The 14985-nt window shown below is 55.1% G+C and carries 7 protein-coding genes; 6 read left to right on the top strand and 1 reads right to left on the bottom strand.

The annotated features are described in order from the left end of the window. The first annotated feature begins 196 nt into the window (after positions 1–196). The 6 genes from Q2J34_RS06390 to Q2J34_RS06365 all read left to right on the top strand — a co-directional run bounded on the left by Q2J34_RS06390 (position 197) and on the right by Q2J34_RS06365 (position 11211). Positions 197–1717: a Do family serine endopeptidase gene (locus Q2J34_RS06390; protein WP_298886985.1), complete on the top strand. Its 1521-nt coding sequence runs from the start codon at positions 197–199 to the stop codon at positions 1715–1717. Positions 1718–2074: 357 nt separating this feature from the next. Beyond that, a complete protein-coding gene (locus Q2J34_RS06385) occupies positions 2075–3442 on the top strand; it encodes an Ig-like domain-containing protein (RefSeq protein ID WP_300969583.1) in 1368 nt (455 codons plus the stop codon). Between the two features lie 517 nt (positions 3443–3959). Continuing rightward, positions 3960–6899, top strand: a complete 2940-nt coding sequence (uvrA, locus tag Q2J34_RS06380; protein ID WP_300969582.1) for an excinuclease ABC subunit UvrA — start codon at positions 3960–3962, stop codon at positions 6897–6899. Positions 6900–6941: 42 nt separating this feature from the next. Continuing rightward, positions 6942–8324 (top strand): hypothetical protein, encoded by a 1383-nt coding sequence (locus Q2J34_RS06375; RefSeq protein WP_300969581.1) that lies wholly within the window; start codon positions 6942–6944, stop codon positions 8322–8324. A 2-nt stretch (positions 8325–8326) separates the two neighbouring features. After that, the gene (locus Q2J34_RS06370) at positions 8327–10675 is read left to right on the top strand and encodes an ATP-dependent helicase (protein ID WP_300969580.1); all 2349 of its coding nucleotides are present in this window, start codon (positions 8327–8329) and stop codon (positions 10673–10675) included. An 80-nt stretch (positions 10676–10755) separates the two neighbouring features. Next, positions 10756–11211, top strand: coding sequence for a DUF6078 family protein (locus Q2J34_RS06365; RefSeq protein WP_300969578.1), 456 nt, complete (start codon positions 10756–10758; stop codon positions 11209–11211). Between the two features lie 646 nt (positions 11212–11857). Here the strand turns inward: Q2J34_RS06365 and Q2J34_RS06360 are convergent. Continuing rightward, the gene (locus Q2J34_RS06360; protein WP_298887053.1) at positions 11858–14965 is read right to left on the bottom strand and encodes a type I restriction endonuclease subunit R; all 3108 of its coding nucleotides are present in this window, start codon (positions 14963–14965) and stop codon (positions 11858–11860) included. Between the last annotated feature and the right edge of the window lie 20 nt (positions 14966–14985).

Here is a 14985-nt window from a genome sequence, read left to right as displayed (position 1 = left end):
GTCAGGACAATCTTGCAAGCAAGATTGTGAGACTATTGACTTTTGCAACAGTCTCTATTTCTAGACACTCCTAATGCAACATTTCGCCACTTCAATCGTCTAATGGATATAGAACCTTCCGAGCGCAAGCGATCTGAAGCCCAGCTCCAGAGGTCTATACCATCAATTTATTAGCAAGAAGTATAACCTCAATACTATGAACAAATACCTCAAATACTCACTCCTGACGCTAGGCATAGCCCTCGTCAGTGGTCTCGTCTCGTGGGGGGTAGTACGCGCCACCCTCAGAAGTGCAACATCTGCAGACGGATCTCCCTACTCCGCACTAAGACAGAGTAACTACCCGAGCTCCGAAAACGACTACGGCTTCCTGCAGTCCGACTACGAGCTCACCTCCAGCCGCACCGTAGGCAATGCCCCCGATCTCTCACCCGCGGCTGAACTAGCCGTACAAGCGGTCGTACACATCAAGGTAGAGGGCGAGCAGACCATAGATTATATAGATCCCTTCGAGTTTTTCTTTGGCGGGGGGCGAGGCTTCGACCGTCCGCAATCACGCACCGTCACCAGCTTCGGCTCTGGCGTCATCATCAGCACCGATGGCTATATTATTACCAACAATCACGTAGTCGAGGGTGCTAAGAGCATCTCCGTATCACTCGATGACAGCCGCACCTTTGAGGCTAAGCTCATCGGGTCCGACCCCACTGTAGATATAGCACTACTCAAGGTCGACGCTAAGGATCTGCCCACCATCCCCTTTGGCGATAGTGACAAGATCAAGCTCGGCGAGTGGGTTCTAGCTGTGGGCAACCCCTTCAACCTGACCGGTACCGTCACAGCAGGTATCATCAGTGCCAAGGCACGCAGCACCGCTGTCGAGGGTCCTCAGGGCACGGCTCAGATAGCTCGCTATATACAGACAGACGCTGCTGTAAATCGTGGTAATAGTGGAGGTGCCCTCGTAGATGCCGAGGGACGACTCATCGGTATCAACACCATGATCTTCTCCGAGACAGGCAATTACTCAGGCTACTCCTTTGCTGTCCCCATCAATACGGCAGCCAAAGTCGTCAGCGACCTCAAGAAGTATGGCTCCGTACAGCGCGCTGTCCTAGGCATCATCGGTGGCACGGTCAATGAGGATGTCAAGAAAGAGAAAAACCTCAAAGTCTCTCAGGGTGTTTATGTCAACGAGTTCTCAGAGGTCAGCGCAGCCTACGCTGCTGGCATCGAGGAGGGCGACGTCATCGTAGCCATCGATGGCAACAAGATCACCGAGATGGGCGAGCTACAGGAGCGCATCGGTCGTTGCCGTCCTGGAGACACCATCATCGTCACCGTAGACCGCAAGGGCACTAAGAGAGACTTCAAGGTTACGCTCAAAAACGATGAGGGTAGCACAAAGATCGTCAAGAGAGACAGCAATAGCCTCCTCGGAGCCACCCTGCGAGAGATCTCAGGCGATCAGCTACGCAAGCAAGGCATCAGCTACGGCCTAGAGGTCGTCAAGGTCGGCAGAGGCAAGCTCCAAGAGGCTGGCATCAAGGAGGGCTTTATCATCCTCTCGATCAATAATAAGGCTGTACGCTCCGTCTCGGCAGCACGCAAGCTGGTTGATGCAGCTCAGAAGACCCGCCGGGGTGACAAAGCGATACTAGTCAAGGGCTTCTACCCTGGAGGCTCTATGAAGTACTACGCTATCGACCTCAGCTAGTAAGCACCCACAGGAAGCAACCTAACCAATAGTCAGAGTGACCCGACAGACATTTCGTTTGATCGGGTCACTCTGATTTCATACCAACGCACTCAGACGGGCGATCCTAACGGGTCACCCATTTTTTTTGTAGCCATCTCACGAGTGGCGACCTTTACGCTCCCCCCACTCTAACTCCTATTCTCTAACTTTGATCTCTCACCAACTATTGTTTTGGAGTTGTTTTTTCCTTAACTTAGCCCTTTGAAAGCGGAAGAGGAGCTCTTTTTGTCTGAACTCTAACCTCTGACTCCCGGCTTTCTCCTTTCATAGGTCGTACACTTAACTAGGCACATACTAACTAATCAACAATAGATTATGAAGAAACTTTCAGCTATTCTTTTTGCAGCTCTACTGGTCGTAGGGCTAGGATCTTGCGAGAGAGAGTCCAGTGACGTGCAGCCTCAGCCCACGTCTCTGACACTAGCCCCCACAGAGGTCACCCTCAAGGTAGGAGCTACACAGCAGCTCACAGCCACTGTAGAGCCTACAGACCAGACCTACACTGTCACTTTCACCAGTGACAATGAGCAGGTAGCCACGGTTAACGCCAAGGGACTTGTCACCGCTGTTGCCGAGGGTACTGCCAATATCACAGCCAAAGTCGGTGATCTCACGGCAAAGAGTGTTGTCACTGTATCTAAGGATGACAATGGAGGCACGGTAACAGAGACTAATGAGCTACCGCTACTCATGTTTGATGCTACAGCAGATAACAATAGCGTCACAAACCAAGAGGTTCTCGATTACGAGGCTAAGATCGGTCGTACGGCACAGGCCTTCAAGATTTGGGATCAAGGCCCGTTCGCAGGAGGCTTTGTCAATAAGGATCTAACGATCATGGGTGTTGTCTACGGACTCTCTTTTCCAAGCCTTGGTGAGTGGGTGATCCCCGCCTTTAGTAAGGAGAGCTTAGCAAACTGTCCTAAGACGATGGCTATGCTTGCAAAGTATGGCTTTACAAGGTTTGAGGAGGGTAAAGACAAGGATAATAAGCCTTTCAAGACGAGTGTCTGCGATAATGATCCTTCGATCTCTGTAGAGCTCGCAGACGATCCTAACGATGAGATTGGCTCCACACTGATGCTTCTATTCTCCAAGCCCATGCCCAAGCAAGATATTCAGACATTCCACGACATATTACCAAATGCTAAGGACTTCCCCAGCTATACCACAGTTCTAACAAAGGATATAGCTAAGATCAAGGAGTTTGAGACAACTCTAGGCTTGCGCGAGTACAACGCCGAGAAAAGCAAAGAGGACCTAAAGAATCTAATCTTCCTTACTAAGGAAGCTTCTATACCTCAGAGTAACTTCCTACTGGCATACTACGTTTGCACACCAGAAAAAGGTACTCCGTTCATCAATAATGTCGTCAATTGCATCAAGAACGAACAAGACTTCGAAGATTCTAAGCTCAAGGAGTGGTTCACAACCAACGGTTATGGCAATAACTTCGAGGCTAGTGCTGCTAAAGGCTATGCGTTAGGCTTCGATGCCACAGGCAAGATCATGGCTCAGATCTTCATCAGCGAAAATGGTGCTGCAGCTCTGCTTCAGATTGGTGAAAAGCCAGCAAACATGTCAGCTACTCAGATGCGTAGCCTAGCTATGAAGCAGCACCAGAAGATGCAGACTCTCTCTAAGACTCAGCATCGCAAGCTACATCAGGCACGCCGTCGCTAAGCTGAGAGACGATTATCGCTCAGGAGCGATATAGTCACTAGCTAGCGCAAGCTACTCACGAGGAGCACCACACAGTATGACACTGTATGGTGCTCCTCTCTTTTCAGTCTGGCCGCTATACCCTAGACGCTGCAGCCTGTGGTATCGATGACTGTCACAAGGGTAACTGATAAGGGGCTTTTTGTATGCTAACTGCGCATCCAAACTCGCAACCCATCGAGGTAGCGAGCTGGCCTTTAGCTCTTAGCCAACAGCTAACAGCAAACGGCAAACCGCTAACAGCAAACGGCAAACCGCCAACGGCCAACGGCCAACCGCTAACAGCTAACCGCCAACAGCCAACAGCTAACAGCTAACGGCCAACAGCCAACAGCTAACCGCCAACAGCTAACGGCCAACAGCCAACAGCCAACAGCTAACGGCCAACAGCTAACAGCCAACCAGCTAACAGCCAACCAGCTCTCCTTGTCGCAGAAAAGCACTATATTTGTAGGCTATGAACCGCATCTCTAGATAAATGGACAAGGACAGACGGATAGACGCTCACACCGATAGACCTAACGACAGTGACACGCACGCCTCAGCTTCTGAGCAGGAGCTGTGGGCGATGGGTGCTATCGAAGTGCATGGAGCTCGTGTACACAACCTGAAGAATGTAGATGTCTCGCTGCCTCGCCATAAGTTGACCGTCGTGACGGGACTCTCAGGGAGCGGTAAGTCTTCGCTGGCCTTTGACACGCTACTGGCCGAGGGACAGAGACGCTATCTAGACACTTTCTCCTCCTATGCGCGCAGCTTCATCGGTGGCGGTGGCGGGCGACCCGACGTCGACGAGATCGTGGGGCTTAGTCCCGTGGTCGCTATCGAACAGAAGAGTGCCTCGACCAATCCCCGCTCTACCGTTGGCACCGTGACCGAGATCTACGACTACCTACGTATCCTCTATGCACGTGTCGGCACCCCTTACTCCTACCTCACGGGCAAGGAGATGGTGCGCTACACCGAGGAGCAGGTCGTGGAGCATATCATGGAGCAGTACGCTGACGAGGGGATCTACATCCTAGCACCCGTCGTGGTCGATCGTAAGGGACACTACCGCGAGCTCTTCGAGCAGATGAGGCGTCGAGGCTTCCTGCACGCTTACATCGACGGTGAGGTGTGCGAGCTGACGCCTGGCATGCGACTCAACCGCTTCTCCATACACTATGTCAGTGTCGTAGTGGACAAATGCTCCGTACGTGAGAGCAATAAGCAGCGCATCACCGAAGCGGTAGGCATAGCGATGAAGCTCGGTGAGGGAGTCATCGACGTGATGCGACGCGACAGCACAGAGATACAGCATCTGAGCAAGCGACTGATGGACCCCGAGAGTGGTATCGCCTATCCAGACGCTTCGCCGGCCGACTTCTCGTTCAATTCGCCTCGTGGCTACTGCAAGCGCTGCAAAGGCCTAGGACGTGTGGGCGTGCTAGACATAGACAAGGTGGTGGCCGATCCGAAGGTCTCCATACGTGAGGGCGCAATCGTACCCATCGGGCGATACAAGAAGCGCAGCCTACTCTTCACCTCTATCGAGGAGATCTTGAAGGAGCATGGCTGCACGATAGACACCCCATTCGAAAAGATCCCCGCAGAGGCGGTCGAGCAGATATTCTTCGGCGTCGACTCAGACGAAGAGGAGGACGAGGGCGAGGCACACTTCACCTTTGCGGGCGTCTCTCAGTATGTGCGTGAGCTGGCAGAGGATGATGACGCTACCGCCTCCATGCGCAGCTGGGCGGAAGAGTTCCTGACGGAGCAAACTTGTCCCGAGTGCCACGGACGACGCCTCAACCCGATAGCCCTCAGCTACAAGCTCGCGGGCTACAACATCGCCGACCTGACGGAGCTAGACCTAGACCGTCTGGTAGGGCGACTGCGGGAGATCGAGGGGCAGCTAACCAAAAACCAGCAGAAGGTCGCCCACGAAGTGATCAAAGAGATCTTGCTGCGGGTCAATTTTCTACTAGATGTAGGGCTATACTACCTGACGCTCGCTCGTCCCTCCGCTTCGCTCAGTGGTGGCGAGTCACAGCGCATACGTCTCGCCACGCAGATAGGCACCGGACTGGTCGAGGTACTTTATATATTAGATGAGCCAGGCATCGGCCTGCACCAGCGCGACAACCGTATGCTCATAGACGCCCTCAAGAAGCTCCGTGATGCGCAAAACACGGTCCTCGTCGTAGAGCACGACCGCGATATGATGCTCGCTGCCGACTACCTGATCGATATGGGACCAGGAGCGGGCCGTCTCGGTGGCCATGTGACCTATCAGGGGCCGCCCTCTGCCATTGGCGATACGCATACGCTCACCTGCGACTACCTGACCAATAGGCTAGCCATCCCCCTACCGGCCGCTTACCGACAGCCCACCGACGATGCCTGGCTACGACTCAAGGGTTGCACAGGCAATAACCTTAAGAACGTAGATGTCGCTATCCCGCTAGGCCTCTTCGTCTGCGTCACAGGCGTGTCAGGTAGCGGTAAGTCTTCGCTCATCAACGGCACATTGGTACCTATCATCTCGCAGCACCTCTACCGTAGCAAGCAGGCACCACTCCCCTACGCATCTGTCGAGGGCTTGGAACTCATTGACAAGATAGCCTTCGTCGATCAGTCGCCACTAGGACGTACCCCGAGGAGCAACCCAGCCACCTACACCGGACTCTTTAGCGAGATCCGCAACCTCTTTGTCAAAGTGCCCGAGAGCCGTGCGCGTGGCTACAAGCCGGGGCGCTTCTCCTTTAATGTCAAGGGCGGACGATGCGAAGAGTGCAAAGGCAACGGCTACAAAACCATCTCCATGAACTTCCTCCCCGACGTGACCATCCCGTGCGACGTGTGCCGTGGCAAGCGGTACAACCGTGAGACCCTCGAGGTGCGCTACAAGGGCAAGAGCATAGCCGAGGTGCTAGACATGACCTTCAATCAGGCGGTCGAGTTCTTCGAGCATATCCCCGCCCTCTACCGCAAGCTCTCGACGCTGCAGCGCGTCGGACTAGGCTATGTCAAGCTGGGTCAACCCTCCACGACCCTATCGGGCGGCGAAAGCCAGCGTGTCAAGCTAGCGACCGAGCTCTCGAAGCGAGACACGGGACGCACCCTCTACGTCCTCGATGAGCCGACCACGGGGCTACACTTTGAGGACATACGCGTCCTGCTCAAGCTGGTCAACGAGCTAGTAGACCGTGGCAATACGGTACTCATTATCGAGCACAACCTCGATGTGATCAAGAGTGCCGACTACCTCATTGATATGGGACTCGAGGGCGGACGCAACGGCGGCGAGGTCATCTTCGCTGGCTCGCCACAAGAGATGGCGCAGAGCTCCGACACGCAGAGCTACACAGCGCACTACCTCAAGGAGGAGATGCAGCGCACCCCAACGACCGAAGCAGACGAGCAGGATTCCTAAAGAAACACTCTCCCCAACTATACCTATTGATCTACTAAAACTATGCAACAGACAGACCCCAAGAAGCTCTCCAACCGCTATTGCCCCGAAGGCATGAGCGTCGAGGCGTGGCAGATAGCCCTCCGCAAGCAGTTTGCTGAGCAAAACGACTTTACCGTCTCCCACCTAGACAACAATCGCATCTGGGGAGACTACATGGTGCAGAGCGGGTCAAACCATTACCGTGTCGCCTTTCGAGGCGTACGGAGCGACCGCAACTACTGCGCTTGTCTAGACTTTCGCACCAGCGGGCTAGGCACCTGCAAGCATGTCGAGGCGGTCATCAACTTCCTCTCGGAGGAGGTGCCCGGCTATCCTTGGGGTACCACGCCCTTCCAGCCCGATCGCACCTCTATCTTCATCAGTTACAAGGGGGGACGCACCATCGAGTGCAGCATAGGCAAGGGCAAAGAGGAGCTCTACGCCGACTGGCAGGCGCGCTACTTCGAGGGGACCCTGCTCCCGCCAGAGCACTATCACCTCATCGACCAGATCACCCGAGAGGCCAAGGAGCTCTCCAGCACCTTCCAGTGCTACGACGATGTCTACGAGATGATCCGTAGCTACCTGCGTCTCAGCAATTGGCGTCAGCTAGTAACCAAAAAGCTCCCCACAGGCGAGCTGCCACAGCCTTACGTACAGGCCGAGAGTAGCCTCGAGATGCGTCAGGCACTCTACCAGCTCCTGTGGCAGAGCTACGGCATCATCCCCGCGCCTCACAGCGAGGCCATCATCGAGCCTGTGATAGCGATGATGCGCTTCGTCTCCGTCCACGAGCCAGGGCGTATGCTCATCATCGTCCATGACGAGGAGGAGCAGAGCTTGTGGCACGAGATACTAGAGACACGCGGTGTCACCGAGGGCGTCACCGTCGCACTCTTCTCCGAGGTGAATAGGCAAAACGCAAGCATCTCAGGTGCCTACAGCTTGGTCTATGTAGCTTGTGGCCAAAAGCTCAGCAAGTGGACCGATCCCCTCTCCATAGCCATCAAGCGGCTCATGATCAGCCACCTCTACATCTCCGTGCCGCACCTGTCGCTCTTCACGCCCCTGCAGTTCTCCTCCGTAACGCAGCACATCGATCCCTACCTGCTCGGCCCGACCTACCTTTTTATCGAGGATGCCAAGCAGTTCTTCCCGATGACCGACCTGCCCGAGCGTTTGCCGCAGCGGTTAGCGGGCTTGATCACCTTCCTGCCCGACGATCCCACCATACGCAACTACGAGCCAGAGCAGCCGACCACGCCAAGCGAAGAGCCAGCAAGCGACGACGAGCTACTCCCCCACCAGCTCCTGCAGGCACTACGAGACGCCATCGCCGATCCCCAGCGACGCACACGCCTGCTCGAGACCTTAGACGCAATCCTCCAGGCAGAGCAAGAGTAATTATGGTAGACCTCACTGCACTCAACGAAGCACAGCGAGCTGCCGTCGTCTATAACGAAGGACCCGCCCTAGTCATCGCCGGGGCCGGATCAGGCAAGACCCGCGTCATCACCTACAAGCTCGCTCACCTCGTAGACCAAGGGTGGACCCCCCAGCGACTCTACGCCCTCACCTTTACCAACAAAGCTGCCGGCGAGATGCGTTCGCGTGTCAGCGACATGCTCGGCGAGAGCATCGCTTATAGGCTACGCATGGGCACCTTTCACTCCATCTGCGGACGTATCCTGAGGCGCTACGCCCCACTGCTCGGCTACAGCCAGGACTACTCCATCTACGACACCAGTGACACCAAGGCACTCCTACGCAACTGCATCAAGGAGCTAGACCTCAGCGACAAGAACTACACCCCGACGCGTGTCCTCAAGCGCATATCCGATGCGAAAAACATGCTTATCTCTCCGCAAGCCTACGCCGCCAATCAGGAGATCCGCAAGTACGATACGATGAATCATGAGGGCGAGCTATACAAGCTCTACAGCCTCTACACCCAGCGCTGCAAGGAGAGCAACGCGATGGACTTCGACGACTTGCTCTTCCTCCTCAACGTCCTCATACGCGACTTCCCCGAGGCGCACCAAGAGATCAAGAGCGGCATAGACTTCCTCCTCATCGACGAGTATCAGGATACAAATACCTCGCAGTTTGAGCTAGCCCGTCACCTCGTCGCTGACCACAACCGCATCTTTGCCGTGGGCGACGATGCCCAGAGCATCTACTCCTTCCGAGGGGCACGCATTGCCAATATCCTCAGCTTCAAGCAAGCTTTTGCCGGTGCCAAGCTCTTTAAGCTAGAGCAAAACTACCGCTCCACAGGCCATATCGTCAGCAGTGCCAATGCCCTCATCGAGCACAACCAGCAGCGCATCCCCAAGGAGGTCTACACCGACCTCGGCGAGGGCGAGAAGCTACAGCTCTACCACTACACCTCGTCCGACGAGGAGGCGACACGACTCATCGACATCATCACCCAGCGACACGATGAGGAGCAGATACCGCTCTCTGACCAGACCATCCTCTACCGCACGAATGCGCAGAGCCGTAAGTTCGAGGAGGTGCTTCTCTCGGAGGGCATCCCCTACGTTATCTACGGAGGTATGGCCTTCTATGCGCGTGCCGAGATCAAAGACGCCATAGCTTACCTCCAGCTCATCATCAACCCGCACAACGAGCTGGCGCTCCGCCGAGCCATCGCCTATCCTCGCAAAGGCATTGGCGACAAAACCCTCGAGAAGGTAGCTCTCTATGCCCAGCAGCACAGCCCGCAGCTATCGCTCTACGACGCGCTCTGCGCCGCCATCGACAGTGCCGACCCTGTCGGTCTCAGCCGAGGCGTACGCAACAAGATAGCCTCTTTTGTCAACCTCATCGACTCGCTCGCCACCGCTTATCAGCACTACGCCAAGCTGGAGGAGTGGATCGCACATATACTCCGTGAGAGCGGCATCGTCGCTGAGCTCACACGCGAAGACACCGTCGAGAGCCAGGCCAAGCTCGACAACCTCAAGGAGTTTGTCAGCAGTGCCTCCGAATTTGAGGCTCGCTACCGACAGGACCCGCTCAACCTCTTTGCCGAGAAGCCACTTGGCACCGAACTGCTCAGCGCCTTTGCCCAGCAGATCCCCCTCCTGACCAACCAAGATCAGGACAATGTCGAGCAGCATAGCGGAGCCACCCCGCAGGATCGGATACAGCTCATGACCATCCACGCCGCCAAAGGACTAGAGTTCCCCTACGTCTACATCGCTGGCGTAGAGGAAAACCTCCTCCCCTCCTCGCGCAGCCTCGACACCGCTGAGATGATCGAAGAGGAGCGCCGACTCCTCTACGTCGGCATCACACGAGCCCAAAAGCTCTGTACACTCAGCTATACCAGCATACGCACGCGCAACGGCAAGACCGAGCTCATGATCCCCAGCCGCTTCATCGCCGAGCTGCCACGGACGCACTACACCCTTCACGAGGAGGCAGCACCCATCGGTACCAGCTATCAGCTAACGGCCAACAGCCAATGGCCAACAGCTAACAGCCAACAGCCAACAGCCAACAGCCAACAGCCAACGGCCAATAGCCAACAGCCAACACCCCAGCAGATGCTTGCGAAGAGTTCGCCGGTCAACGCCCTCGAGAGCATCGACGGCTACCACGTCGGCGACCGCGTGCGCCATCCACGTCATGGCGACGGCAAGATAGAGCGCATCGAGAGTGCCATGGGTGGCAAGCTCACCATCCACTTCGACGACGGCAGGACCCGCGAGGTACTCATCCGCTACACCCACCTAGAGCGTATATAACAAGCCTCTAACTAACCCCAGACTAACCCTAATCTAACCCTGAAAGCACAATAAACTGATTTACTAAACACAAAAAACTTATGGAACACGCTAGTTGTTACACACCACGATGCACCCGACGAGAGCAGTGCACCCTCTGGCACAACGCTCTCTCAGAGGTCGAGCACAGCAATAGCTTGCTCACCATCACCAATCCCCAGCTCATCGACAAGGCGGGCGGATACGACCACTGTCCCAACTACTACGAGTACAAGCTGAGACGCTACGCCCGTGGACTCGTATGGAGCTACGACGATCTGACCCTAGCCCAGTGGCGACAGGTACAGGCGCAACTCAATAGGCAGTTTGGCTACAGCGAGATGAAGCGCATACGCCACGGCTACGTAGCCCTCAGCCCCGAGGAGCAAGGCGTCATCGCAGAGATCTTCACCCGTATCGCTCCAGGTAGTGCACCTCAGTACATAACCTACGAGGAGCACTACGCCAAGCCCCCACGTGTCGAGGGTCGCGCAGCCCACAAGCTACTCAAGGGCTAGCCACTACACGCACACACACTCGTAGGGACGCACGGTCAATCTAGACCGTGCGTCCCTTTTTCGTCAAAGCGAGACGTAATCCTGTAGGGGCGGACCTATGTGTCCGCCCGTCCTCATCGGAGCGTTGTATGCCCTGTGGGCGGACATGCAGGTCCACCCCTACACAAACCACATCAACACGACAAGGTCAGCCATCAGACGCAGTAACACCTGTATTTGTAGGGACGTACGAGAGTGTCTAGCCGGAGGGCGTCCGTTGTGTCAAAGCGAGACGCAATCCTGTAGGGACGCACGATCTGTGCGTCCGTCCCCGTTTAAGGTTACTGGGTTACACGTTATGTCGTTCTACAACGGACGCCCTCTCGCTAAACACTCTCGTGCGTCCCCACAGGGCAACGTTACGGGTTACTTGTCTCACTCAAGTTCCTACCTTGGAACTAAAAAGTTCCTCCGCTGGAACTAAAGAGTTCCTACCTTGGAACTAAAAAGTTCCAAACGGGGAACTTTTTTTTTGGAACTCGTATGTACAACAGCATCAGCACGATACAACAGCAGAGAAGCTCAACCGCTATTCAGCGATTGAGCTTCTCTCTATGATCTGTCTGACGATGATCAGACAAGAGTACGGCGGTGGCAGCGAGGCGTGCTAGACTTCACCGCCCACGCCCTTAAACTTCTCCACAAAGGCTGCGATACGCTCGAAGACGCTCTGCTTCTTCGTCAGGTAGTTTCGATTGAGCGGGCTCATCTTAGGCAGTATGTCGTAGAGATCCGTACCCTGATCGCTCGCATACTCACGCCGTAGCGAGGTCTGTATGTAGCGCCTAGCCGCATCAGCGTTTAGCCCCTCCTCAGCGATCAGCTCCTCCGCCTCACTCCGCTGACGCTCCTGCGCATAGGAGAAGAAAGCCGTGATCACATCCGCCCTAGTCTCTAGCGCATCTAGGTCCGTCTCATGGATAAAGTCCACGATCAGTCCCTCCTTAGCTCTACTGCCCACACTAGCTCGGATGATACGTCGTATCTCCTCGACGATATCTGGCTTGCTCATGCTCGCCTTATTATGCTCGAAGATCAGCCCCAGTATATAGTCAAGGTTTATCTCCTGCGCCTTCAGCAGAGTGACCTCAAAGACCACATCGTCCCAATCACGGAGCGTCTCCTTAGGCGCATCACCCTGACGCTGCTTGTGGAGCCACTCACGGATATCGTTGTAGGTAGAGCGGTAGTTCTGCACAGCACGCTCTGGGAGCAGCTCCATCGTCATCATCGTCGCCAGCTCCTCCTCCGAGATACCGTACGCTGCTCTAAAGGTTTCCACCGCCTCGGCATCCTCCTTGTCAATCTGCTGCAAAGCCCGCAACTGCACATACTCATCGAAGTTTTGCAACACATTGTCGATCCTCAGGTACTCACCAAAGAGCTTGACAAACGCCCGCTTGTCCTGCGTCTTCTCTATCTCGTCCACATCGGGGAAGCGTCTCTGTAGCTCCTGCACCACCTCCATATAGCCGCGCTGCGCCTGATGAGTCTGCTCATCCGTAAAGCCCTCCAGATACTCCTTGTAGCTCCGCTCTAGAATCTCATAGGGCGACTTCTCATCGCCAAAGAGTCTCAAGGCCTCGATCGTCGCTGGCTCTAGATCTCTAAAGCAAACGATATTGCCCAGCGTCTTCGTAGCATCGTAGATACGATTCGTACGGGAGAACGCCTGCAGCAGTCCATGGTAGCGCAGGTTCTTGTCCACAAAGAGCGTATTCATACGGGGCGCATCAAAGCCTGTGAGAAACATCCCCACCACGATCAGCAGATCCACCTCACGATCCTTCATACGCTTCGAGAGGTCCTGATAGTAGTTTTGGAAGCCATCGCTATCCACCCCAAAGTTGACCTTAAAGGCAGCGTTGTACTCCTCGATCACCTGCGAGAGAAACTCCTTAGCACTGTAGTCCAGTGCCGACGGCTCGAAGCCCTCATCCATAATCTCACCGATAGCACGCTGCTCCTCATTGGGCGCATAGGAGAAAATCGTAGCGATCCGTAGCGGACGAGTCGCACCAACCTGTAGCCGTGTCAGTTCCTGATAGTATAGCTTCGCAGCCTCTACACTGCTCACGGCAAGCATAGCGTTGAAGCCCATACTATCCCCCAGTGTGCGGTGCGTCTTGTCACGATAGACCGTGAGGATATGCTCAGACACTTTACGAATGCGCTCAGGGTGTAGCAGGAGTGCCTTATTCTTTGCACTCTGTAGCTTCTCCTCATCTTGCTCCTGCTCGACAGCTTGAGCCTGTGGGAGTACCGTGTTGTAGTCCACCTTAAACTTCAGCACCTTCTCATCACGTATCGCATCGGTGATCACATAAGCGTGTAGCTGCTGGCCGAAGACACTTGCCGTCGTATCGGCACCCAGCGCATTCTCCGGGAAGATGGGCGTGCCGGTAAAGCCAAACTGGTAGTACCGCTTGAACTTACGCCGTATGTTACGCTGCGCCTCGCCAAACTGCGACCTGTGACACTCGTCAAAGATAAAGACCACCTGCTCATTGTAGACCGCTAGACTGCTCTCACTCTTGATTAGGTTGTTGAGCTTCTGGATCGTCGTGACGATGATCTTGCCTTTCGTCGTCTCGATGTTTTTCTTCAGCCCAGCCGTACTCTTGGAGCCAGTCACACTCTCCTCGTCAAAGCGCTTGTACTCCTTCATCGTCTGGTAGTCCAAATCCTTGCGGTCTACCACGAAGAAGACCTTATCAATGAAGTCAATCTGCGTCGCCAGCTGTGCCGCCTTAAAGCTCGTGAGCGTCTTGCCCGAGCCGGTCGTGTGCCAGATGTAGCCTCCACCCTCGGGCTTGCTCCAGAGCTTAGCCTGGTAAGAGCTACGTATCTTCCAGAGCAGTCGCTCGGTGGCGGCGATCTGATAGGGACGCATGATCAGAAGCGTATTGCTCTCGTCTAGGACCGAGTAGTGCAGGAGCACCTCGAGGAGCGTATTGCGCTGGAAGAAGGTCGCCGTAAAGTCCTTCAGGTCGCGGATCGGCTTGTTGTTTGCCAGTGCCCAGTTGATCGTAAAGTCAAAGCTATTCTTATCACGTGTCAACGTATTGGCAAAGTAGCGGGTGTCGGTGCCGTTGGAGATGACAAAGATCTGCAGATACTTGTAGAGCGAGTTCTCACTGTTGAAGCTCTCCTTACTATACCGATGCACCTGATTAAACGCCTCACGTATCGCCACGCCACGCCGCTTCAGCTCTACCTGCACCATCGGCAGACCATTGACTAGGATCGTCACATCGTAGCGGTTTGCCTCGCTGCCCGTCTGCTCAAACTGATTGATCACCTGCACCTGATTGCGTGAGATGAGTTTCTTGTCCACGATCCGTATGTTTTGCATACGCCCATCGTCAAAAACAAAGTCCCACTCAGACTCACGCTGCACCTTGCGCGTACGATCTATGATGCCCTCACTAGGGTTATCTAGGTACTCTCTGAGAAGGCGCTGCCACTCCTCATCGGTAAAGGTCACCTCATTGAGTCGCTCCAGCTGCTCCCGCAGGTTGGCTAGAAGCGTTGCGGGCGTGTGTATGTCTGGGCGGTACTGGTAGCCCAGCCCCTTTAAGTCCTTGATCAACTCTTGCTCCAGCTGCGCCTCCGACTGATAGCCTGCGGGCGGCTCCGCAAGGGCAGCGTACTTGGTGTAGTCCTCTAGGACAATGTAGTTCGGCAACTGTGCGATCGTCTTGTACTGTGACATAGGTTTTAGAGGTTAGAAGT

This window comes from Porphyromonas vaginalis (assembly GCF_958301595.1).
GTDB lineage: Bacteria > Bacteroidota > Bacteroidia > Bacteroidales > Porphyromonadaceae > Porphyromonas > Porphyromonas vaginalis.
This window is presented reverse-complemented; position numbering and strand designations above follow the sequence as displayed.

Excerpts from the sequence above, each read along its gene's own strand:
- uvrA (WP_300969582.1), top strand. The coding sequence starts at position 3,960 with ATGGACAAGGACAGACGGATAGACGCTCACACCGATAGACCTAACGAC.
- Q2J34_RS06365 (WP_300969578.1), top strand. The coding sequence starts at position 10,756 with ATGGAACACGCTAGTTGTTACACACCACGATGCACCCGACGAGAGCAG.
- Q2J34_RS06390 (WP_298886985.1), top strand. The coding sequence starts at position 197 with ATGAACAAATACCTCAAATACTCACTCCTGACGCTAGGCATAGCCCTC.
- Q2J34_RS06385 (WP_300969583.1), top strand. The coding sequence starts at position 2,075 with ATGAAGAAACTTTCAGCTATTCTTTTTGCAGCTCTACTGGTCGTAGGG.
- Q2J34_RS06360 (WP_298887053.1), bottom strand. The coding sequence starts at position 14,965 with ATGTCACAGTACAAGACGATCGCACAGTTGCCGAACTACATTGTCCTA.
- Q2J34_RS06375 (WP_300969581.1), top strand. The coding sequence starts at position 6,942 with ATGCAACAGACAGACCCCAAGAAGCTCTCCAACCGCTATTGCCCCGAA.
- Q2J34_RS06370 (WP_300969580.1), top strand. The coding sequence starts at position 8,327 with ATGGTAGACCTCACTGCACTCAACGAAGCACAGCGAGCTGCCGTCGTC.